The following is a 21,859-nucleotide window of genomic DNA, read 5'->3' on the forward strand; positions in this document are numbered from 1 at the left end:
CCTGTTATTTGCCGGCGCCGGCGATCTGGTCGCCGTCGCGGGTGAGGTAGTAGGCTGCCAGGATCGGCAGGAAGGTGACGAGCACCACGACCATGGCGACCACATTGGTGACGGGGCGCTGGCGCGGGCGGATGAGTTCTTCGAGCATCCAGATCGGCAAGGTCGATTGCTGGCCGCCGGTGAAGGTGGTGACGATGACCTCGTCGAAGGACAGCGCGAAGGCAAGCATGCCGCCGGCAAGAAGGGCGGTGCCGATATTCGGCAGGATGACGTGGCGGAAAGTCTGGAAGCCGTCGGCGCCGAGATCCATCGACGCCTCGATCAGCGAGCCGGAGGTGCGGCGGAAGCGGGCGACGGCATTGTTGTAGACGACGACCACGCAAAAGGTGGCGTGGCCGAGCACGATGGTCCAGACTGAAAACGGGATGTCGAACAGGCTGAAGGCGGAGCGCAGCGCAATGCCGGTGATGATGCCGGGAAGGGCGATCGGCAGGATGACCAGCAGCGAGATCGCCTCGCGGCCGAAGAACTTCGTCTGGCTGACGGCTGCCGCACAGAGCGTGCCGAGGATCAGCGCGATCGCGGTGGCGATGACGGCGACCTGCACGGAAAGCCCGAGCGCCGACCAGACATCCGACCGGTTCCACGCTACAGTGAACCATTGCAGCGTCAGACCGGGCGGCGGCCATTGATAACTCTTTTCCTCGGTGGTGAAGGCATAGACGAAGATCAGCAGGATCGGCAGGTGCAGGAAGAGCAGCCCGACGGCAGCGGCGATCTTCAAAGGCAGCGGCGAGGTCTTGAGATCAGAGCGCATCGAAAGCCCCCAGCTTCTTGGCGAGCGAGAGATAGAGCGCCATGATGACGATCGGCACGACCGAGAAGGCGGCCGCCAGCGGCACGTTGCCGGCCGTTCCCTGCTGGGCATAGACCGCCTGGCCGATGAACAGCCTGGACGAGCCGATGATCTGCGGGATGATGTAATCGCCCAATGTCAGCGAGAAGGTGAAGATCGAACCGGCGACGATGCCGGGGAGTGCCAAGGGCAGCAGCACGGTGCGGAAGGTCTGGCGCGGGGTGGCGCCGAGATCGGCGGAGGCCTCGATCAGGTTGCCGGGCACGCGCTCGAGGGCTGCCTGCGTCGGCAGGATCATATAGGGGAGCCAGATATAGACGAAGACGATGAAGGTGCCGAGATAGCTGACCGACAGCGAGTTGCCGCCGATGACGGGCAGATTCAGGATACCGTCGAGCAGCCAGGAGAGATGGAGCTTTTCGAAGATCCAGGTGAGGATGCCTTCTTTGGCGAGGATCAGCTTCCAGGCATAGATCTTGACGAGATAGCTCGACCAGAGCGGCAGCATGACGCCGAGATAGAAGAGCGCCTTCCATTTGCCCTGCGCATAACGCGCCGCGTAATAGGCGATCGGGAAAGCGATCAGGGCGGAAGCGACGGTGACAAGCGCGGCCATGACGACGGTGCGGATGATGATGTCGAAATTCGTCGGGCTGAGAAGCTGGGCATAGGTCGAGAGGGTGAATTCGTAATTCACCAGCCCGGAAAAATCGTCGATCGAAAAGAAGCTCTGCAGAAGCAGGGCGATCAGCGAGCCGATATAGATGATCCCCAGCCAGAGCAGCGGCGGCGTCAGCATCAGGAAAAGTAAGAGCTTCGGACGCCGCCAGAAGGCATCCGACAATTGGCCGAAGAAGCCGCCGCGTCCCGGAAGGATCGATGTCTTGCCGCCTGACATGGTGAGCGTCGTCATGCTGCATCGTCCATGTAGTGGATATCGGCCGGCTGCCAGGCGAGACGGATGCCGGCGCCGACATCCGGCACAGGCGCGCCTGCCGGCAGCATGACATGCAGCCGGCTGCCCTTGAGGTCGACGCTGAGACGGGTGGCTGCGCCGAGGAAGCTTGCATTTTCGACTTTCGCCTCGATGCCGTCGCTTGCCAGCCGGATCGCCTCGGGACGCAGGCTTGCCCAGCGTTTCTCGCCGCCGAGCAAGGCCATCAGATCAGGGGCGATGACGTTGGAGGAGCCGACGAAATCGGCGACGAAGCGGGTCTTCGGGCAGCGGTAAATATCCTGGGGGGTGCCTTGCTGGACGATGTTGCCGTCGTTGAAGACGGCGACGCGATCGGCCATGGACAGCGCCTCGCCCTGATCGTGGGTGACGAAGACGAAGGTGATGCCGAGGGCGCGCTGCAGGCTCTTCAATTCCTCCTGCATCTGTTCGCGCAGTTTCAGGTCGAGCGCGCCGAGCGGCTCGTCGAGCAGCAGCACCTTCGGTTTGTTGACCAGCGCGCGGGCAAGCGCCACGCGCTGGCGCTGGCCGCCGGACAGCTGGCCGGGGCGGCGGGCGCCGTAGCCCGGCAGCTTGACGAGCTCGAGGGCATCGCCGGCAGCCTTCATCCGCTCCGCCTTGCCGACGCCCTTGACCATCAGCCCATAGGCGACGTTGTCGAGAATGTTGAGATGCGGGAAGAGCGCGTAGTCCTGGAACACGGTGTTGACGTTGCGGCGATAGGGGGGAACGCCGTCTGCCGTCTCGCCGAAGATCTGGATATGTCCCGATGTCGGCTGCTCAAAGCCGGCGATCAATCGGAGGCACGTCGTCTTGCCGGAGCCGGAGGGTCCGAGCATGGCGAAGAATTCGCCCGGCGCGATTTCGAGATCGACGCCGTCGACGGCGCGAACCTGGCCGAAATGGCGCGATACCTGCTGGAAACGGACGGCTGACGTCATTTGAGGGCTCCAGATCTTGCATGTTTAGAGAGGGCTCGGTCTTGGTTATTGAAGACCCCGCCCCAAACCCCTCCCCACAAGGGGGAGGGGCTTAACCTGCCGTACCCTTTCGCAAATACCTTGGTGTTTCGGCAGGATTGGGCGGTGCCACTCGCAGCCCCTCCCGCTTGTGGGGAGGGGTTGGGGAGGGGACTTTACCCCCGCGGGCCGGCCCGGTTCATCGCCCGCCGATCACGCCGATATAATCCGACACCCAGCGATGATAGGGCACGCATTCGCTCTGGGTCGTGCATTTGGCGACCGGGGTCTTCCAGAACTTGATCTTGTCGAAGTGATCGAAGCCGTTGGTGGCGCAGCCGGCTTCACCCATCAGTTCGTTGCCCTTGCAGGCGCCGGGAACGGAGGGCACGGCGCCGAACCAGGCGGCGGCGTCGCCCTGGACCTTGGCCTTCAGCGAATGTTCCATCCACATATAGGCGCAGTTCGGATGTTCGCTGTCGGCGTGCAGCATGGTCGTGTCGGCCCAGCCGGTGACGCCTTCCTCCGGGAAGGTGGAGGCGATCTTCTGTTTGTCGGCCTGCAGCAGGTTCACCTGGAAGGGCCAGGAGCCGGAGGCGACGACGCCTTCATTCTTGAAGTCGTCGATCTGGATCATCGCGTCGTGCCAGTAACGGGAGACCAGCTTGCGCTGGCCGCGCAAAAGGTCGAGGGCGGCCTTGTACTGGTCCTCGGTCAGTTCGTAGGGATCCTTGATGCCGAGATCCGGCTTGTGGGCCATCAGATATATGGCGGCGTCGGCAATATAGATCGCGCCGTCATAGGCCTGGACGCGGCCCTTGTTCGACTTGCCGTCGGGCAGCGTCTGCTCCTCGAAGACAACGTTCCAGCTGGTCGGCGCCTTGTCCTTGAAGGCATCGGTATTATACATCAGCACGTTCGGCCCCCAGAGATAGGGCACGCCGTAATGCACGCCGCCGACCGTGTACCACGGGCCGTTCTGCAGGCGCTCGTCGACGGTCTTGAAGCTCGGGATCAGATCGGTGTTGATCGGCTGGACGCGCTTGCCGGCGATGAGGCGGAGTGACGCGTCACCCGATGCCGTGACGAGGTCGAAGCCGCCCTCGTTCATCAGCGAGACCATTTCATCCGAAGTGGCGGCGGTCTTGACGGAAACCTTGCAGCCGGTCTCCTTTTCGAAATCGGTGACCCAGTCGTAGTTCTTGTCGGTTTCGCCGCGCTCGATATAACCGGCCCAGGCGACGATGCTGACCGCGCCTTCGCCTTTGCCGAGCGCCTTCAGCGGTTCGGCGGCGATCCCCTGCGTGGCAAAGCTCAGGCAGGCGAGTGCCGCCGTGCAGGATTTCAACAGATTGGTCATCATCCGTCTCCCGGTCTGGTGCCACTTTCCGTGGCGGTTTGTTCCCGGATGAAAAGGTGACGCGAAAAAGCCGCTTTCGCAAATTCATTTATCAGAAAGCCGATATCGGAAATTCCGATATCAGCGAATGCGGCCGGAGCGCAGACTTTCGGCGATGCCGACGAAATCGCGTGCCGCCTGCGGCAGGCTGGAACCCTTGCGCCAGACCATGCCGACCTGGACGACCGGCAGCGAACCGGAGACGTCGCGGCTTTCGATACGGTCGCCTTCGAGCGACCATGGTCGGTAGACGAGATCGGGAAGCAGCGCCACGCCGGCGCCTGTTGCCACCAGGCTGCGCACGGCTTCTACCGAGCGGGTGCGGAAGGCGACATGTGGGCGGGCGCCAAGTGCTGAGAGCAGCTTGCCGGTGTTTTCCTCGATTTCGTCGACCGTCAGCATGATCAGCGGTTCGCGGGCGATGTCGGCGACCGAGATGATGTCGGCCGATACCAGTGGATGGCCCATCGGCAGCCATAGACGGTAGGGCGAGGTTTCGAGGATCTCCGCCTGCAGCGCCATGCGGTCGCGCAGATTTGAGATCACCATGACGGCGACATCCAGTTCGCCGCCGACCAGGAGGTGTTCGAGATAGCCGCCATTGTCCTCGATGGCGCTGACCTCGATGCCCGGACAGGCACGCCGGTATCGCGCCAGGAGGTCGGAGAGCACGTAGCCGGCGACAAGCGAGGTGACGCCGATATTCAGCGTGCCGGAGAGGGCGCTTTGCTGGCCGGAGAAACTGGTCCGGGCATCGGAGACGGAGGCCAGGATCTTCGTCGCGTGACGTAGGAACTGGTGGCCGTTATGGGTGATCGTCAGGCCGCGCGGATGGCGCTCGAACAGCGCGACGCCGAGGTCGGTTTCGAGTTCCTTCAGCGCTTCCGTCACCGAGGATTGCGAGATCGAAAGGTTCTGTGCGGCGCGTGTCACCGAACCCTGTTCGGCGACGGCGACAAAATATTGAACCTGACGAAGCGTGAAGGCCATCAGCGTTTAGAGCATGGTGGAATAGGCCGTGGCAAGCGGCCTGGAAAAGCGGACCTTTTTTGGTGTTTTCTTTAAATGGCGCAGGCTTCACGCGCCCACTTAAACTTTCGGAAACGTGATTTCCTTAACGTTCTCAGCACTTGTCCTGCGTTGGAGTTTCAGATGGCGGAGCAGTTGGCGTGAAGGCCTTACTGCGCATCTTCCGGCCTTCCCGGAAATTGGCAATCATCATCGGTGGAGTCGCTCTTCTGGCGGGCGTTTCCGGCGGTGCGGCCATCTATGTCGGCAAGGACAGGCTGATCGGTGCTGCCGGTGGTGGCTACGGGCTCGAATGCAGCGACGTCAACCTGGTGACGATCCGGAAGCAGGATCACGTCTGGGTGCGCAAATACATCAAGACGGAACCGACCGACGGAATGACCCGCGTCACCACGGCACTTCGTGTCGCCCAGGCCGTTTATGCCGCGCAGAAGCCGGATCTGGTGCAGGTGGTGGTGCTCGACGGGAACGGCCCCACCCTGCGCGCCGACATTCGCGGCCGGGCGATCGGCGCCGACGTCGTCTATATCCCGCATCCCGACAAGGCCGTTCCCGGCCTCGACGACAAGCCCTATACGGCGCGCTACTATGACGGCAAGGCCAGCGAAAACGGGCTGTTCTTCGGCGAGCGGATAGACATGCCGTCCGACGAGATCGCCATGATCAGCGCCGCCTTCAAGGACCCCGAGGATTGCGTCGATCCGGTTGCGGTCGGCTCGACGAAGAGCGGGGAAAAGGGCAAGGAAAAGAAGGCTGAGGGCGGCAGCCACGGCGCAGCTCCCGAAGCCAAAGGCGAAGAGGCACCTGCCCATGAGGGCGCCGGCGCCGATGTCGTGGCGGAGGCACCGGCCGAAGAGCCGCCGGAAACCGCGCCGGCCAAGACCCATTGAACGGATGGCATGAAAAAAGCGGAGCGCCGGCTAGCACTCCGCTTCGTTCTTCTCATGTTTTCTTCTATCAGTCGGCCTTGTTGCGGCGGGCCGGGAAGAGGATGACGTCGCGGATCGACGGCGCGTTGGTCAAAAGCATGATCAGGCGGTCGACGCCGATGCCGAGGCCGCCTGCCGGCGGCATGCCCTGGTCGATCGCGTCGAGGAATTCCTCGTCCAGCTGCTTTTCCTTTTCGCCGCGGGCATGCGCCTGTTCGAGCTGCTCGACCATGCGGCGGCGCTGCTCTTCGGGGTCGTTGAGTTCCGAGAAGGCGTTGCCGAGTTCCCAGGCGTTGCAATAGGTCTCGAAGCGTTCGACCAGGCGCGGCTCGCCCGGCACTTCCTTGGCGAAGGGCGAGATGTCCTTCGGGAAATGCGTGACATGAGACGGCTGGATCAGCGTGGCTTCAACCTTTTCCTCGAAGATGAAGGCGAGGCATTCGCCCCAGGTCCAATCCTTCTCGACCGCGAAGCCGGCAGACTTGGCGGCGGCGCGCGCCTCCTCGTCGGTCTTGATGGCGAGGAAATCGATGCCGGTTGCTTCCTTGACGGCATCGGGCATCGGCACGCGCTTGAATGGCCCCTTGAAGGATAAGCGCTTGTCGCCGAAATCGAATTCCGTCGTGCCGTGAATAGAGAGCGCCAGGCCTTCGAACAGCCGCTCGACGAGGTCCATCATGTCCTCGTAATCGGCATAGGCCCAGTAACATTCCATCATCGTGAATTCGGGATTGTGCCGGGTGGAGACGCCTTCGTTGCGGAAGTTCCGGTTGATCTCGAAGACCTTGTCGGTGAGGCCCGAGACCAGCGTGCGCTTCAAGAACAGTTCCGGCGCGATGCGCAGATACATGTCGAGCTTCAGCGTGTTGTGATGCGTCTTGAACGGCTCGGCGGTGGCTCCGCCATAGATCGATTGCAGCATCGGCGTTTCGACTTCCATGAAGCCGTCATTCTCCATGAAGCGGCGGATGCCGGAGACGATCTTCGAGCGCTGCTGGAAGCGAAGTTTCGAATCCTCATTGGTCATGATGTCGAGATGGCGCTTGCGATAACGCAGCTCGATGTCGGAGAGGCCGTGCCACTTCTCGGGCATCGGCAGCAGCGACTTGGTCAGCATTTCGATCTTCTGGGCGTTGATGGTCAGTTCGCCGCGCTTGGTGCGGCGCACGATGCCGGTGACGCCGATGATGTCGCCGATGTCGATCATCGGCAGCAGGCCGCGGGCCTCTTCCGACGTCGTGTCCTTGTGGCTGAAGATCTGGATCTTGCCGCCCGCATCGTGGATGTCCATGAACATGCCGGAGTTGCGCGAGGAATAGACACGGCCGGCAACGGTGACGACATCCTGCGTCTCTGTGTCGGGCTCCAGCCCGTCGTATTTCGCAGCCAGCTCGGCATTGGTCATCGTCCGGTGGAAATGCGCCGGATAGACGTCGCCGATCTGCTCGCGCAGCAGCTTCAGCTTCTGGGCGCGCACCTCAGTTGCGTCGGAGGAGAGGGTGTTTTCGGTCTTGTTGTCAGCCATTGTCGAAATCCTCTGACTGTTCTTACTTCGAGCCGACGAGGGCGGCGACGGCCTGCGCGGCAAGCTTCAGGCGCTGGCGCACCACGGAGCGACCGAGGATCGCCATGGAATCGAAGAGCGGCAGCGAGCGCGACGAGCCGGACACGGCGACGAAGAGCGGCGAGACCACGACCTTCAGCTTCTTGCCCATGCGGTCGGCGATGGCGCGCAGCTCGGCTTCGATCGTCTCGACATTCCATTCCAGAATCTTTTCGAGATCCGGCTGAACGGTGTTGAGGATCTCCAGGATCTCTTCCGGCGGCGACTTGATCTTGGCGAAGTCGGACGGCTGCAGGCCGAGATCGGACTTCAGCAGGAAGCCGGCGAGATCGGGCAGTTCGCCGAGCTTGGAAATGCGCGTCTGCGACAGCCGCAGACCCTCCTTCAGGCGGTCGTTTTCCATCGCCCAGGCAAGCACGCGCGCCTGGAATTCTTCCTCGGACAGCTTCTCGCGGATCCAGCGGCCGTTCAGCCAGTCGAGCTTCTGGATGTCGAAGATCGCGCCGGCTTTGGAGAGGTTGTCCGGATCGAACTTCTCGGAGAGCTCATCCATCGTCAACAGCTCTTCGCCTTCGGCGATCTGGATGAAGAACAGGCCGAGGAAGTTCATCAGCGCTTCCGGGATATAGCCGAGCGCCGAGTAATAGGAGATCGAGGTCGGGTTCTTGCGCTTCGACAGCTTCGACTTGTCGGCATTGCGCATCAGCGACAGATGCATGAAGACCGGCTGGTCCCAGCCGAAATAGCGATAGAGCAGAATGTGCTTCGGCACCGAAGCCAGCCACTCTTCGCCGCGCGCCACATGAGTGATCTTCATCAGATGGTCGTCGATGACGTTGGCCATGTGATAGGTCGGCATGCCGTCGGCCTTGATCAGCACCTGCATGTCGACGGAATCCCACGGGATCGAGACATCGCCATAGACGCCGTCGGTGAAGTCGCACGAGCCTTCGGCCGGGATCTTCATGCGGATAACGGTCGTTTCGCCGGCGGCCATGCGCGAGGTGACTTCCTCGGCCGTCAGGCTGAGGCAGAGACCGTCATATTTCGGCGGCTTGCCGGCGGCGCGCTGGCCCTCGCGCATCTGTTCGAGGCGCTCAGGCGTGCAGAAACAGCGGAAGGCATGCCCCTTGTCCAGCAACTCCTGTGCGTAGGGCTGGTACAGCGGCTTGCGGTCGGACTGGCGATAGGGGCCGTAGGGGCCGCCGATATCGGGGCCTTCCTTCCATTCCAGCCCGCACCATTTCAGGGCATCCAGCACCTTCGTCTCGAATTCCGGGGTCGAGCGCGTCGCATCGGTATCCTCGATGCGCAGGATGAACTCGCCGCCGTGCTTCTTGGCAAAGAGGTAGTTGAAGAGAGCGATATAAGCGGTGCCGACATGCGGCTCGCCGGTCGGCGAGGGAGCGATGCGGACGCGGACGCCGGTAGCTGTCCCGGAAACTGTCATTGTGTGTGCCCGTCAATGAATGCCGGACGGTATTCGCGGGAAAGCGATGTTCGGCCGGAAGGATGCAGATATCTTCATCGGCAAACCGGCCAAAAAAGGGCATTCGCCCGCACCATTCGCCGATCGTCCGTTCGGCTGGCCTTAGGCCATATTCAACCGGGCGCGTCAAGAAAAACCACGTCTGCAAAGGCCCAATGGCGGCGAGGGGAGGCGCGCCGGTTTCGCCGCGCCTCCCGCTTCAGCCTCAATGCGCGCCTTCGCGCTTCCGCTTGCGGGCATTGCGGGCGAACATGTTCAGCACCTCGACCAGCGCCGAGAAGGCCATGGCGGCGTAGACGTAGCCCTTCGGCACATGGAAGCCCATGCCGTCGGCGATCAGCGTCGTGCCGATCATCAGCAGGAAGGCGAGCGCCAGCATGACGATCGTCGGGTTCCTCTCGATGAAGTTAGCAAGCGGGTTGGCGGCGACCAGCATGACGGTGACGGCGGCGACAACGGCAATGACCATGATCGGCAGATGCGGCGTCATGCCGACAGCGGTGATGATGCTGTCGACCGAGAAGACGAGGTCGAGCAGCAGGATCTGGCCGATCGCCGATGCAAAGCCTGTCGTTGCCGACGTTGCGATGAAATCCTCCTGGTGGTCCAAGGGGTCGACGGTGTGGTGAATTTCCTTGGTGGCTTTCCAGACGAGGAACAAGCCGCCGGCGATCAGGATCAGATCTTTCCAGGAGAAGCCATGGCCGAAGGCCTCGAACAGCGGTTCGGTCAGCTGCACGATCCAGGCGATGGTGCCGAGCAGCGCCAGGCGCATGACGAGGGCAAGACCGATGCCGATCTTGCGGGCTCTCTCCCGGTGCTCAGGCGGCAGTTTGTTGGTGAGAATGGAAATGAAGATCAGGTTGTCGATCCCGAGAACGACTTCCATCACCACCAACGTGATGAGCGCCACCCAGGCGGCCGGATCCTGAATGAGCGTCATGATTTCCTGCATCAGCTTATATCCCTCTTGCGTCACATGATTGGATGACGCGCGCAATGTAGTGTCGGCGGCCCGCCACGCAAGCGCCGCAAGGGGGTATACGAAATCGATGTGACTTTTATTCCTTAATCGGCAACCAGATTTCGGTGACGCCCATGCCGGTATAGGGGTCGAAGCGCTCGTCGTAGCGTTCGAACATGTCGGGTGTGTCGCCGTGCTCCAGGCCTGAAGTCGGCCACCATGCACCAAAAATCCGGTTCATGGTCGCCGAAATGCCGGAGACATGGCCGCGATGGGTGAAGACGACGTAGCGCTGGCCGGGAAGCTTGAGCGTCGCAAAATCCGCCGGCAGATCGCCGGCATCGGAGACTTCGACTGCGGCCATATAGCGGAATTTCTCCGCTTCGCCTGTAATATGGGTGCAGACGCCATAGGCGACGTTGCCTTTCTGGCCGGAGATATGGCCGAAATGGGCATTGAACTTCTGCCAGAGAGAGGGGATGGCGGCGTTGCCGCCATAGGGATAGATCTCCTGCAGACCGGCAAGGAGCATTGGCTGCAGGGTTTCGAAGCGGGGTGGTTCGAGGTCGTTGAGGTGGGCGGGGTCCATTCTGATCGGCTCCAGCAAGATAAGGTTACGGGCGTGCCCCTGTCTGCGCACCGCGTCCGGCGTCATGCCGAACTGGTCGCGGAAGGCACGGGTGAAAGCCTCGTGCGAGCCGTAGCCCGCGCAAAGCGCAACCTCGAGAATGGTGGATGAGCCGCCGACGAGCGCGGGTACGGCGCGGCTGAGACGCCGCCCTCTTATATAACCGCTGATCGAGTGGCCGGTGACGAGCCCGAAGACGCGCGACAGATGGTAGCGCGACAATCCGGCGGCTTCCGATATCTCTTCCAGCGATAGATCGTTTTCGAAATGGCTCTCTATGAACCAGATCGCCCGTCCGACGGCGCTCATCCTCACTCTCCTGGTTGCGACCTCTTCCTTAAAGAAAAGCCGGCAGCCGGATTTGATCGTTCTTGCGGAGTTTTGGCCGATAGAGCGCGGCGGTCAAGGATGCGGTCAGGTGGTCTCGTGCCGGCGCGCGCCGTAGGCGGCCATGAAAACCCGGATCGCACCGCGGATGACACGGTCGATTTCCTCGCGGGACGGCGGCCCTTCCATGCTTCCGAACAGGCGGAGCTTGAAAAAACTGCCGCTGGCGAGATCGAGAAACTGGCCGGCGGCCAGGTCGATGTCGTCGATCTCGAGCCGGCCTTCGGCAACGTGCCGTTCCAGGAAGTCGCGCATGATGGTGCGCAGGTTTTCCGGACCCTTGAAGAAGCGCTGAGAGAGCGCCGGCATGCGGTCGCGCACGCCGAGAACGGTGCGCATCGCATTGATGACCTTTTCGTCGGTCATATGGGTGACGAAGCTTATCCCGAATTCGTACAGGCCGGTTTCGGGATCGTCATGTTCGGCAAGGGCCGTGCGCACGGCCGCCACGAAGGCGGCGCGCTCGGCCTCGATCATCGCCGAAAATAGTTCTTCCTTGTTGGTGAAATAGACGTAGAGCGTGCCCTTGGAGACACCGGCCTCGCGCGTCACGTCGTTCATGCTGGCGGCGTCGAAACCCATTTTCATGAAGACGCGCTTGGCGCCGGCGAGAATTTGCTGGCGTTTGGCCGGATCTTCGCCCGCGGCAAATCGGCCTCCACCGACGGGGGGGCTGAAGACGGCGGCATGGTCGGGTTTCAGCGTCATGTCTCCTTAACCGTGTTCACGGTTTCATATTTTCTTTAAAGAAATCGAACCGATTGGTTCTGTACACCTTGATATGACGGTAAAACAGGTTTAAGTCAACTGAACCGAACCGTTCAGTTCGATTATTTACTCCAGATCGGTAAAGTGGCCATGTCGAGCAACCAGAAAAGCAACGTCGCGCGGATCGTCAGCGAAAACGCCGGAGCCGAAGAGGCAAAGGCCGAGGTCGTGACCGTTGAGGTGCCGACGGCGGAAGCCCTGGAAAAGCCGTCTGCTCCGGCGCAGTCGGCGCCGGCTTCGGTTGCCGCGCCCGCGGCTGCCAAGAAGCGCCGCAGCCCGGTGCTGCCGATCGTCGTGCTTGCTCTTCTCGCCGGCTGCGGCTGGTATGGTTACGAATGGTGGACGAACGGCCGCTTCATGGTGTCGACCGACGACGCCTACATCGAGGGCGATATCGCAACGATTTCGCCGAAGGTCACGGGCTACGTCGCGAAGGTGAATGTGGTCGCCAACCAGGAAGTCAAAGCGGGCGACGTACTCGCCACGCTTGATAACGGCGACTATCAGAACGCCCTCGACCTGGCCCAGGCCCAGATTGCCACCGAACAGCTTTCGCTGCAGCGCATCGACGCGCAGATCGAAGGCGCCAATGCCAGCCTCGTGCAGGCGCAGGCGCAGAAGGTGGCGCTCGAAGCGGCCGTTCGCGGCGCCGAGATCACCCAGAAGCGCCAGAGCGAGCTTCAGGCGAAGTCGGTCGGCACGGCTGCCGATCTCGACAACGCCAACATCGCCCTCGACCAGGCGAAAGCCAATCTTGCCGGCGGCGACGCCAACATCGCGGTTGCGCATGCCAACGTCACCATTCTCCAGTCCCAACGCAGGGAGGCGGAAGGCTCGGTCCGTTCGCTCGAGATCTCGCGCGACAAAGCCGCCCGCGACCTCTCCTTCACCGTGCTCAAGGCGCCTTATGACGGCATTGTCGGCAACCGCTCGGTCCAGGAAGGCGATCTCGTCTCGCCCGGCCAGCGCTTGATGGCGCTCGTTCCGGTGCGTCAGCTCTATATCGACGCCAACTTCAAGGAAACGCAGATCCAGCATCTGGTTGCCGGCTCGAAGGTCAACGTCCATGTCGACGCCTATAGCGACCATCCTGTGGTCGGCACCGTCGAATCGATCTCGCCGGCTTCCGGCTCGGTCTTCTCGCTGCTGCCGCCGGAAAATGCGACGGGTAATTTCACCAAGGTGATCCAGCGGGTGCCGGTGCGCATCGCGCTGCCGCAGGATGCGCTCGACAGCGGGCGTCTGCGCGCGGGCCTCAGCGTCGTCGTCGACGTCGATACCCGCACGGCGCCGAGCAAGTAAGCCTTTCGGAAAGGCGGAGGTGGTCTGATGGCCGGGAGCGCAACAGCTACAGCGGGAGCGATTCCGGCGCCTGCCCATGCCGAGGATCGCATGGATCCGAGAAAGCTCATCGCCTTCTTCGCGATGGTGCTCGGCATGTTCATGTCGATCCTCGACATTCAGATCGTCTCGGCCTCGCTTGCCGAAATCCAGGCCGGCCTTTCGGCCGGCAGCGACGAGGTCGGCTGGGTGCAGACCGCCTATCTGATCGCCGAAGTGATCATGATCCCGCTGTCGGGCACGCTGGCGCGCATCATCTCGACGCGTTATCTCTTTGCGATCTCGGCCGCCGGCTTCACCATGGCCAGCGCGCTTGCAGCGACGGCGACGAATATCGACCAGATGATCGTCTACCGCGCCATCCAGGGCTTCATCGGCGGCGGCATGATCCCGTCGGTGTTTGCGGCCGCCTTCACCATTTTTCCGCCGTCGAAGCGCAGCATCGTCTCGCCGATCATCGGCCTGATCGCGACGCTGGCGCCGACCATCGGCCCGACCGTTGGCGGTTATCTCAGCCATGCGTTTTCGTGGCACTGGCTGTTCCTCGTCAATATCGTTCCCGGCATCATCGTCACGATCGTCACCTGGAACTTCATCGATTTCGACAAGCCGGAACTGTCGCTTTTCAAGAAGTTCGATTGGTGGGGGCTGTTCTCGATGGGCATCTTCCTCGGCGCGATGGAATATGTGCTCGAAGAGGGCAATTCGAACGACTGGTTCAACGACAGTTCGATCGTGATTGCTGCCGTCGCTTCCGGCGTTGCCGCCATTGTGTTCTTCTACCGCGCCTTCACGGTGGATTTCCCCGTCGTCGACCTCAAGGCCTTTTCGAACCGGAATTTCTCCTTCGGCTCGATCTTCTCCTTCGTCATGGGGATCGGCCTCTATGGTCTCACCTATATTTACCCGGTCTATCTCGGCCGTATCCGCGGCTATGATTCGCTGATGATCGGCGAGACGATGTTCGTCTCCGGGCTTGCGATGTTCTTCACCGCGCCGATCGCCGGTCGGCTGTCGACGAAGATGGACCTGCGCCTGATGATGGTGATCGGCTTCACCAGCTTCGCCGCCGGCACATACATCATGATCCACCTGACGGCGGATTGGGATTTCTACGAACTCTTCATCCCGCAGATCCTGCGCGGATTCGGGCTGATGATGTGCATGGTGCCGATCAACAACATCGCGCTTGGTACGATGCCGCCTTCGCGCATTCGCGGTGCGTCCGGCCTGTTCAATTTGACCAGAAATCTCGGCGGCGCCGTCGGCCTTGCCGTCATCAACACTGTGCTTACCAACCGGCAGGACGTGCACTACGAGCGGCTGCGGGAGAATATGGACTGGGGCAATCCGGCGGCGGTCGACCAGATGAACAACATGGCCGCCAATTTCAACACCTACGGCATGGATGGCGCCTCGGTCGCGGTCAAGCAGATGGTCGGCCTTGCCACCAGGCAGGCGGTCATCCTCTCTTTCAGCGATATATTCCTGATCCTGACCGCGCTTTTTGTCGCGATGATCTTCGGTGTCGCCATGATCAAGAAACCCGCGCCGCAAGGCGGGGGAGGCGGTGGCGGCCACTGACCTCCGGCCTGCCGCCGCTTGAAAAGGCCCTCTCCGGAGGGCCTTTTTGTTGCGGTTTTCCGGCTTCCGTGCCATCAGGTGGATGATTGCTGGCGGATCAGCCCATCTCAGCCCATCCATGCTGGAAAATCGACGAGGAAATTGGCTCGTTCGATTTTTTGATTTACGTACATCAAATTTGGCGCTAATGGTCTCGTCAGGAGGAATGATGAGGCCAACTGTTCACGATATCGCTGCCGCCGCCGGTGTCAGTCTCGCGACCGTCGACCGGGTTCTCAACCAGCGTCCCGGTGTGCGTCACGTCACGCGGGAGAAGGTCGAGAACGCGATCCGCGAGCTCGGTTATATCAGAGATGTCGCCGCCGCCAATCTCGCCAAGGGGCGCACCTATCCCCTGGTCTTCATCCTTCCGGCCAGCGACAATTCCTTCATGCATGGGCTCAATGCCGAAATCCGGCAGGCGGTCCTCCGCTCGCCGGCCGAGCGTACCGATATCCGCACCATCGAAGTGCCGGCCTTCGATCCCACGGCCCTCGTCTCCGTGCTTGAAGAGCTTTCCCGGGAAAAACCATGCGGCATCGCGATGGTGGCGACCGATGCGCCCGACGTGCGCGCCGCTGTCGACAGGCTGGTGCGCGAGCGCTTTCCGATCGTCACCCTGGTTTCCGATCTCACCGGGTCGCTGCGCCATCATTATGCCGGCGTCGACAATATCGCCGCCGGCCGCACGGCCGCCCGGCTGCTCGGGCGATTTCTCGGGCCGCGAAAAGGCGAGATTGCGGTGCTCGCCGGCTCCATGCTGGTGCGCGACCATCGCGAGCGGCTGGAGGGCTTCACCTCTGTTCTGGCCGAAGAATTTCCTGATCTGGCGATCCTGCCGGTTCTCGAAGGTCGCGACGACCCGGAGGTCGCCCATCGGCTCGTTACCGACGCGCTCGGGAATGCCGGCATCGTCGGCGTCTACAGCCTCGGCGCCGGCAATCGCGGTCTGATCCGGGCGTTGAAGGAGAAGTCCGTCGATCGGACGCTGACCGTGATCGCCCACGAGCTGACCCCCCACACCCGCGCAGCACTCCTCGACAACACGATCGATGCGATCCTCAACCAGGACGCCGGCCATGAGGTACGCAGCGCGATCCGTGTGCTGAAAGCCAAGGCGGACGGGCTTGCCGTCATCGAAGCGCAGGAGCGCATCCGCCTCGACATATTCCTGAAAGACAATCTGCCGTAACGGCAAAGGAGAATACCCCATGTATCTCGGTCTCGATCTCGGAACCTCCGGCGTCAAGGCGATGCTGATCGACGGCGATCAGAAGATCGTCGGCTCGGCCAATGGTTCGCTCGACGTTTCGCGTCCGCATTCCGGCTGGTCGGAGCAGGAGCCGGCTCACTGGGTGCGCGCCACGCAGGAGGCTGTCGCGGGCCTAAAGGCGAAACATCCGAACGAACTTGCGGCAGTCAAGGGTATCGGCCTTTCCGGCCAGATGCACGGCGCGACGCTCATCGATGCCAGCGACAAGGTCCTGCGCCCGTGCATCCTCTGGAACGACACGCGCAGCTACGTCGAGGCCGCGGCCCTCGATGCCGATCCGCGCTTCCGCGCGCTCACCGGCAACATCGTCTTCCCCGGCTTCACGGCGCCGAAGCTCGCCTGGGTCGCGAAGCACGAGCCCGATGTCTTCGCCAAGATCGCCAAGGTGCTGTTGCCGAAGGACTATCTGCGTCTTTGGCTGACCGGCGAATATATCTCGGAAATGTCGGATTCGGCCGGCACTTCCTGGCTCGACACCGGCAAGCGCGCCTGGTCGTCCGAGCTGCTGGCCGCCACCAATCTTTCAGAGGAGCAGATGCCGGCGCTCGTCGAAGGCACCGAACAGGCCGGCAAGCTGCGGTCTGAGCTGGCGGCGCAATGGGGCATATCAGCCGATGTCATCGTTGCCGGCGGCGCCGGCGACAATGCGGCCTCGGCCTGCGGCATGGGCACGGTCAGCGATGGCGCCGCCTTCGTCTCGCTCGGCACCTCGGGCGTGCTTTTTGCCGCCAACGGCTCCTATCTGCCGAAGCCGGAAAGCGCCGTGCATGCTTTCTGCCACGCGCTGCCGAACACCTGGCACCAGATGGGCGTCATCCTGTCGGCCACCGATGCGCTCAACTGGCATTCCGGCGTGACCGGCAAGTCGGCCGCCGATCTCACCGGCGAACTCGGCGAGACGCTGAAGGCGCCCACCGGCGTCACCTTCCTGCCCTATCTCTCCGGCGAACGCACGCCGCACAATGATGCCGTCATCCGCGGCGCCTTCATCGGCCTCGAACATGAAAGCAGCCGTGTCGTTCTCACCCAGGCGGTGCTCGAAGGTGTCGCCTTTGCCATTCGCGACAATCTCGAAGCGCTGCGTTCGGCCGGTACCGGCATATCCCGCGTCACGGCGATCGGCGGCGGTTCGCGCTCGCGCTACTGGCTTGCATCGATCGCGACCGCCCTCGGCGTTCCCGTCGACCTGCCTGCCGACGGCGATTTCGGAGCGGCCTTCGGCGCCGCCCGTCTCGGCCTGATCGCTGCAACAGGGGCAGACCCGATCGCCGTCTGCACGCCGCCGGTGACGTCAGGCACGATCGAGCCGGTGTCGGCGCTGAGCGGCGCTTATGAGGACGCCTACAAGCGCTACCGCGCGCTCTACCCGGCGATCAAATCGCTGGTGCATTGAGAACTGGAGCCAGCGGCCCCCTCATCCGCCTGCCGGCACCGACCGGGGTCGAGCCACGTGTCTCGACCCGTCCTTCGGACCCCCTCGGGGAGAAGGTGGCCCGAAGGGTCGGATGAGGGGGCCTACGGCGCAGACCAACAATTCAGAACTGCTAAGAGATACGAACCCAAGGAGACCCCAACATGAGCACCGGATTTTTCGGCGATATCCAGAAAGTAAAATACGAAGGCCCCGACAGCACCAATCCGCTGGCCTTCCGCTCCTACCAGCCGGACGAGATTGTCATGGGCAAACGCATGGAAGACCATCTGCGCTTTGCGGTGGCCTACTGGCACACCTTCACTTGGCCTGGCGGCGACCCCTTCGGCGGCCAGACCTTCCTGCGTCCCTGGTTCGAGGACACGATGAAGGCCGCCAAGCTGAAGGCCGACGTCGCCTTCGAATTCTTCTCGCTGCTCGGCGCGCCCTACTACTGCTTCCATGACGCCGACGTGCGTCCGGAGGGCAAGAATTTCGCCGAAAACACCAGGAACCTCAACGAGATCGTCGATTATTTCGCCGAAAAGCAGGCCGCTACCGGCACCAAACTGCTCTGGGGCACGGCGAACCTGTTTTCGCACCGCCGCTATATGTCGGGTGCAGCCACCAATCCGGATCCGGATGTGTTTGCCTTCGCTGCGGCGACGGTCAAGACCTGCATCGACGCCACGCAGAAGCTCGGCGGTGAGAACTACGTGCTCTGGGGCGGCCGCGAAGGTTACGAGACGCTGCTCAACACCGATATCGGCCGCGAGCTCGACCAGCTCGGACGGTTCCTCAACCTCGTCGTCGAATACAAGCATAAGATCGGCTACAAGGGCACGATCCTGATCGAGCCGAAGCCGCAGGAGCCGACCAAGCACCAGTATGATTACGACGTTGCGACCGTCTATGGCTTCCTCAAGAAGCACGGTCTTGAAAATGAGGTGAAGCTCAATATCGAGCAGGGTCACGCGATCCTTGCCGGTCACTCCTTCGAGCACGAACTGGCGCTTGCCAATGCGCTCGGCATCTTCGGCTCGATCGACATGAACCGCAACGACTACCAGTCCGGCTGGGATACCGACCAGTTCCCGAACAATGTTCCGGAAATGGCGCTTGCCTACTATCACGTCCTGGCAGGCGGCGGCTTCAAGACCGGCGGCACCAACTTCGATTCGAAGCTGCGCCGCCAGTCGCTCGACCCGGCCGATCTGCTGATCGGCCATATCGGCGGCATGGATTGCTGCGCCCGCGGCCTCAAGGCCGCTGCCAAGATGATCGAGGACAAGGCGCTCTCCCAGCCGCTCGCGGACCGCTATGCCGGATGGGATTCGGCTGAAAGTCAGAAGCTCTTCCGCGGCGAATATTCGCTTGATGAGATCGCCCATTGGGTCGAGAGCAAGGACGTCAACCCGCAGCCGAGATCGGGCAAGCAGGAACTGCTCGAGAACGTCGTCAACCGTTACGTCTGATAAAACGCGCCGGCGGTCACCCGCCGCCGGCGCAAACCCTTTCCGACCGGGTGCGGCGGGAAGCTCTCAGGCTAATTGGTTCAACGCTTCGACCAGTTGCGCGACGGCGCGGAGACGGAGTTTCGAACCACCAGATCCGGCCTCAGCAGGATTTCCGTTTCGGTCGGCCGGCCATCGGACAGGAGCTCCAGCAGCAGCGCCATCGCCTGCTTGCCGATTGCCGTTCTCGGCTGGCGGATCGTGGTCAGCGGCGGGGATATGAAGACGGCCTGCGGCACGTCGTCGAAACCGGTCACCGAGAAATCCCGCGGAATATCGTAACCTCGCGCGCCGAGCCCGACCATGACGCCGATCGCCGTCTGGTCGTTGACGCACATGAAGGCTGTGGGAAGCGTGTCGCGCATGAAAAGCTGTTCGACCGCATGCCGCCCGCTTTCGATCGTGCCGTCGCCTTCGAGCACGATCCTCAAGTCGGGCGGGATACCGGCGGCGTCGAGGCCGGCCTCATAACCCATGCGGCGTCTGGTATAGGCAAGCCGGGTACGGGAATCGCCGATAAAGGCAATCTTGCGATGGCCTTCGGCCAGGAGCAGGTCCACGGCTTTGCGAGCACCCTCGGTGTCGTCGACGCCGACATAGGGAATGCCGCCATTAAAGACGGGCTCGAAAACGCCGACGCTCGGCGGCAGCCGCGCCGTCATCGTCTGATGGCCGAAGGGCAGGATGCCGGTGAACAGGATCAGCCCGGCAGCCTGGTTGGAATTCAAGAATTTCAGATATTCCAGCCCGCGCTGGGCGTCGTTCTGGGTGTGGCCGATCAGGATGCCGTAGCCGTGCGCGCGCGCCTCGTTCTCCAGCCCGACGAGAATATTGGAGAAATTGGGGTCGCCGATATCGGGCGCCACGACCAGGATCATGTTGGAGCGGCCGAGCCTCAGGCTGCGGGCCATGGCATTGGTCGTATAACCGGTGATGGCGATCGCCTGGTTGACCTTGAGGCGGGTGGAATTGGCAACCTTCTCGGGCATGTGGATCGCCCGGGACACCGTCGCAATGGAGACCTCGGCGATCCGGGCGACGTCTTCGATTGTTGCGGGCGTGGAATTCGACACTGAGCTCTGCCTTGGGCTGTCTTCGCCGCGACACTACACAGACTTGTCGAGAGGTCAAAGGCAGGCTTCAACTGATCTGTGTAAATCAACGATGTAAACCTTTACACGATGTATGTAAAGGTTTACATAAGGTCCGGCGCGGATGGAGAGCCGCTTTGGGGAGGATCAGATGACCGTGGAAGCCGCCGACACCGCACCCGTGGTGCTGTCCGCCAGGCGCATATGCAAGTCCTTCAGTGGGGTGCAGGTCCTCTTCAGCGTGAACTTCGATCTCCGTGCCGGCGAAATCCATGCGCTGATGGGTGAAAACGGCGCCGGCAAATCCACTCTCGTCAAGGTATTGTCCGGTTTCGAACAGGCAAGTTCCGGCGAGATCCTGCTCGACGGCAAGCCCGTGGTGCTGCCGCCCAACGGCGCTGCCGAGGCGCTTGGCATCGTCATTATTCACCAGGAATTCAACCTGGCCGACCATCTAACCGTGACGGAGAGCCTGTTTCTCGGGCGAGAAGTGACGCGTTTCGGTGTCCTCGACCGCAAATATATGCGGTCGGAAACGCGCAAGGTTCTCGATGTGCTTGGTTCGCATGTCGACGAGAATGCGCTGATCAGCACGCTTTCCATCGCCGACAAACAGATGGTCGAAATCGCCAAGGCAATCAGCCGCGATGCGCGGGTCGTGTTCATGGATGAGCCGACCGCCGTCTTGTCGCGGGAAGAGACCAATATGCTCTTCAAGCAGGTCCGCAAGCTTCGCGATCAGGGGACGAGCTTCGTCTTCGTGTCCCACAAGCTCGACGAGGTCATGGAATTGACCGACCGGGTCACGGTGCTGCGCGACGGCCAGTGGATCAAAACATCGCCGACCTCCATTCTGGACGGGGAATCGATCGCGCAGCTGATGGTCGGCCGCGAACTTTCCAGCCTCTATCCCGCCAAGGTCGAGCCTGATGTCGACGAGGAGGTCGTTCTCCGCGTTGCCTCGGTGTCGACGGGCTATGTCAGGGATGCAAGCTTCGAGGTGCGCAAGGGCGAGATCATCGGTTTTTCAGGCATGATCGGCTCTGGTCGCACCGAGCTGATGGAAGCGATCGCCGGGTTGCGGACCCGTCTCGAGGGCGAGGTGATCATCAAGGGGGAAACGGTTCCCTCCGGCGACGTGCATGCCGCCAATCGCTGCGGGCTCGCCTATATGACCAAGGACCGCAAGTCGAAAGGCCTGCTGCTGCGCTCCGGCATGGTGACCAATCTGACACTGCAATCGCTCGGAAGGCATGCTCGTCACGGCTATCTCAGCCCGGGCAGCGAGGCGGCCGCGATGGCAAAGGCCAAGCGCCGCTTCGATATCAGGGTTCGCGACGGCAATATTGTCGCCGGCCGGATGTCAGGGGGGAATCAGCAGAAGCTGCTGCTCGCCAAGGTGATGGAGACCGAGCCTGAGATTATCATCATCGACGAGCCGACGCGCGGCATCGACGTCGGCACCAAGCAGCAGATCTATCATTTCATCTCGGCACTCGCCCGGGACGGCCGGTCGATCATCGTCGTTTCGTCGGAGATGCCGGAGGTCATCGGCCTTTGCACCAGAGTAGCGGTGATGCGCGAAGGGCGTATCGTCGGCATGCTCGAGGGAGACGAGATTTCCGAGCAGGAGATCATGCGTTACGCCGCCGGGCTCAAGAAGAAGGCGGCCGCCTGAG

General features: G+C 62.1%; 18 protein-coding genes. 7 read left to right on the forward strand and 11 right to left on the reverse strand.

Features of this window, described 5'->3' with window-relative positions:
* Positions 1–4: 4 nt before the first annotated feature.
* From CO667_RS09570 to CO667_RS09590, 5 genes are all read right to left on the reverse strand, one after another.
* Positions 5–817, reverse strand: coding sequence for an ABC transporter permease (locus tag CO667_RS09570; protein WP_097618158.1), 813 nt, complete (start codon positions 815–817; stop codon positions 5–7).
* Positions 807–1,769 carry an ABC transporter permease gene (locus CO667_RS09575; RefSeq protein WP_097618159.1) on the reverse strand — a complete coding sequence of 321 codons (963 nt, stop codon included), beginning with the start codon at positions 1,767–1,769 and terminating at the stop codon, positions 807–809. Before CO667_RS09575 ends, CO667_RS09570 begins: the two co-directional genes overlap by 11 nt.
* On the reverse strand, positions 1,766–2,752 hold the full coding sequence (locus CO667_RS09580; protein ID WP_097618160.1) for an ABC transporter ATP-binding protein: 987 nt from the start codon (positions 2,750–2,752) through the stop codon (positions 1,766–1,768). The genes CO667_RS09575 and CO667_RS09580 overlap by 4 nt, the downstream gene beginning before the upstream one ends.
* A 217-nt stretch (positions 2,753–2,969) precedes the next feature.
* Positions 2,970–4,130, reverse strand: a complete 1,161-nt coding sequence (locus tag CO667_RS09585; protein ID WP_097618161.1) for an ABC transporter substrate-binding protein — start codon at positions 4,128–4,130, stop codon at positions 2,970–2,972.
* Positions 4,131–4,250: 120 nt separating this feature from the next.
* Positions 4,251–5,159, reverse strand: coding sequence for a LysR family transcriptional regulator (locus tag CO667_RS09590; protein ID WP_017995223.1), 909 nt, complete (start codon positions 5,157–5,159; stop codon positions 4,251–4,253).
* Positions 5,160–5,338: 179 nt separating this feature from the next.
* On the opposite strand from CO667_RS09590, the gene CO667_RS09595 reads away from it, so the two are divergent.
* The gene (locus tag CO667_RS09595; RefSeq protein WP_097618162.1) at positions 5,339–6,088 is read left to right on the forward strand and encodes a hypothetical protein; all 750 of its coding nucleotides are present in this window, start codon (positions 5,339–5,341) and stop codon (positions 6,086–6,088) included.
* A 67-nt stretch (positions 6,089–6,155) separates the two neighbouring features.
* Here CO667_RS09595 and lysS read toward each other — a convergent pair whose 3' ends face one another.
* The 5 genes from lysS to CO667_RS09620 form a co-directional block, all read right to left on the reverse strand.
* Entirely contained in the window at positions 6,156–7,652 is a 1,497-nt protein-coding gene (gene lysS, locus CO667_RS09600; protein ID WP_097618163.1) for a lysine--tRNA ligase, read from the reverse strand.
* Positions 7,653–7,674: 22 nt separating this feature from the next.
* Positions 7,675–9,141, reverse strand: coding sequence for a glutamate--tRNA ligase (gltX, locus tag CO667_RS09605; protein ID WP_097618164.1), 1,467 nt, complete (start codon positions 9,139–9,141; stop codon positions 7,675–7,677).
* A 244-nt stretch (positions 9,142–9,385) separates the two neighbouring features.
* The gene (locus tag CO667_RS09610; protein ID WP_097618165.1) at positions 9,386–10,135 is read right to left on the reverse strand and encodes a TerC family protein; all 750 of its coding nucleotides are present in this window, start codon (positions 10,133–10,135) and stop codon (positions 9,386–9,388) included.
* Between the two features lie 106 nt (positions 10,136–10,241).
* The gene (locus CO667_RS09615; RefSeq protein WP_097618166.1) at positions 10,242–11,081 is read right to left on the reverse strand and encodes an AraC family transcriptional regulator; all 840 of its coding nucleotides are present in this window, start codon (positions 11,079–11,081) and stop codon (positions 10,242–10,244) included.
* A 105-nt stretch (positions 11,082–11,186) separates the two neighbouring features.
* Positions 11,187–11,867, reverse strand: a complete 681-nt coding sequence (locus tag CO667_RS09620; RefSeq protein ID WP_097618167.1) for a TetR/AcrR family transcriptional regulator — start codon at positions 11,865–11,867, stop codon at positions 11,187–11,189.
* Between the two features lie 150 nt (positions 11,868–12,017).
* Between CO667_RS09620 and CO667_RS09625 the strand changes: the two genes are divergently transcribed.
* From CO667_RS09625 to xylA, 5 genes are all read left to right on the forward strand, one after another.
* Positions 12,018–13,229 carry an HlyD family secretion protein gene (locus tag CO667_RS09625; RefSeq protein ID WP_097618168.1) on the forward strand — a complete coding sequence of 404 codons (1,212 nt, stop codon included), beginning with the start codon at positions 12,018–12,020 and terminating at the stop codon, positions 13,227–13,229.
* Between the two features lie 27 nt (positions 13,230–13,256).
* Entirely contained in the window at positions 13,257–14,852 is a 1,596-nt protein-coding gene (locus CO667_RS09630; RefSeq protein WP_097618169.1) for a DHA2 family efflux MFS transporter permease subunit, read from the forward strand.
* A gap of 208 nt (positions 14,853–15,060) precedes the next feature.
* Positions 15,061–16,083 carry a LacI family DNA-binding transcriptional regulator gene (locus CO667_RS09635; protein ID WP_097618170.1) on the forward strand — a complete coding sequence of 341 codons (1,023 nt, stop codon included), beginning with the start codon at positions 15,061–15,063 and terminating at the stop codon, positions 16,081–16,083.
* Positions 16,084–16,102: 19 nt separating this feature from the next.
* Positions 16,103–17,557, forward strand: coding sequence for a xylulokinase (gene xylB / locus CO667_RS09640; RefSeq protein WP_097618171.1), 1,455 nt, complete (start codon positions 16,103–16,105; stop codon positions 17,555–17,557).
* A gap of 182 nt (positions 17,558–17,739) precedes the next feature.
* On the forward strand, positions 17,740–19,050 hold the full coding sequence (gene xylA, locus CO667_RS09645; protein ID WP_097618172.1) for a xylose isomerase: 1,311 nt from the start codon (positions 17,740–17,742) through the stop codon (positions 19,048–19,050).
* An 80-nt stretch (positions 19,051–19,130) separates the two neighbouring features.
* Here xylA and CO667_RS09650 read toward each other — a convergent pair whose 3' ends face one another.
* A complete protein-coding gene (locus CO667_RS09650) occupies positions 19,131–20,162 on the reverse strand; it encodes a LacI family DNA-binding transcriptional regulator (RefSeq protein WP_097618173.1) in 1,032 nt (343 codons plus the stop codon).
* Positions 20,163–20,331: 169 nt separating this feature from the next.
* Between CO667_RS09650 and CO667_RS09655 the strand changes: the two genes are divergently transcribed.
* On the forward strand, positions 20,332–21,858 hold the full coding sequence (locus CO667_RS09655) for a sugar ABC transporter ATP-binding protein (protein ID WP_097618174.1): 1,527 nt from the start codon (positions 20,332–20,334) through the stop codon (positions 21,856–21,858).
* The last annotated feature ends 1 nt before the right edge of the window (position 21,859 follow it).

The sequence above is a fragment of the Rhizobium sp. L43 genome (assembly GCF_002531725.1).
In the GTDB taxonomy this organism is placed as follows: domain Bacteria; phylum Pseudomonadota; class Alphaproteobacteria; order Rhizobiales; family Rhizobiaceae; genus Rhizobium.

Excerpts from the sequence above, each read along its gene's own strand:
- CO667_RS09570 (WP_097618158.1), bottom strand. The coding sequence starts at position 817 with ATGCGCTCTGATCTCAAGACCTCGCCGCTGCCTTTGAAGATCGCCGCT.
- CO667_RS09575 (WP_097618159.1), bottom strand. The coding sequence starts at position 1,769 with ATGACGACGCTCACCATGTCAGGCGGCAAGACATCGATCCTTCCGGGA.
- CO667_RS09580 (WP_097618160.1), bottom strand. The coding sequence starts at position 2,752 with ATGACGTCAGCCGTCCGTTTCCAGCAGGTATCGCGCCATTTCGGCCAG.
- CO667_RS09585 (WP_097618161.1), bottom strand. The coding sequence starts at position 4,130 with ATGACCAATCTGTTGAAATCCTGCACGGCGGCACTCGCCTGCCTGAGC.
- CO667_RS09590 (WP_017995223.1), bottom strand. The coding sequence starts at position 5,159 with ATGGCCTTCACGCTTCGTCAGGTTCAATATTTTGTCGCCGTCGCCGAA.
- lysS (WP_097618163.1), bottom strand. The coding sequence starts at position 7,652 with ATGGCTGACAACAAGACCGAAAACACCCTCTCCTCCGACGCAACTGAG.
- gltX (WP_097618164.1), bottom strand. The coding sequence starts at position 9,141 with ATGACAGTTTCCGGGACAGCTACCGGCGTCCGCGTCCGCATCGCTCCC.
- CO667_RS09610 (WP_097618165.1), bottom strand. The coding sequence starts at position 10,135 with ATGCAGGAAATCATGACGCTCATTCAGGATCCGGCCGCCTGGGTGGCG.
- CO667_RS09615 (WP_097618166.1), bottom strand. The coding sequence starts at position 11,081 with ATGAGCGCCGTCGGACGGGCGATCTGGTTCATAGAGAGCCATTTCGAA.
- CO667_RS09620 (WP_097618167.1), bottom strand. The coding sequence starts at position 11,867 with ATGACGCTGAAACCCGACCATGCCGCCGTCTTCAGCCCCCCCGTCGGT.
- CO667_RS09625 (WP_097618168.1), top strand. The coding sequence starts at position 12,018 with ATGTCGAGCAACCAGAAAAGCAACGTCGCGCGGATCGTCAGCGAAAAC.
- CO667_RS09630 (WP_097618169.1), top strand. The coding sequence starts at position 13,257 with ATGGCCGGGAGCGCAACAGCTACAGCGGGAGCGATTCCGGCGCCTGCC.
- CO667_RS09635 (WP_097618170.1), top strand. The coding sequence starts at position 15,061 with ATGAGGCCAACTGTTCACGATATCGCTGCCGCCGCCGGTGTCAGTCTC.
- xylB (WP_097618171.1), top strand. The coding sequence starts at position 16,103 with ATGTATCTCGGTCTCGATCTCGGAACCTCCGGCGTCAAGGCGATGCTG.
- xylA (WP_097618172.1), top strand. The coding sequence starts at position 17,740 with ATGAGCACCGGATTTTTCGGCGATATCCAGAAAGTAAAATACGAAGGC.
- CO667_RS09655 (WP_097618174.1), top strand. The coding sequence starts at position 20,332 with ATGACCGTGGAAGCCGCCGACACCGCACCCGTGGTGCTGTCCGCCAGG.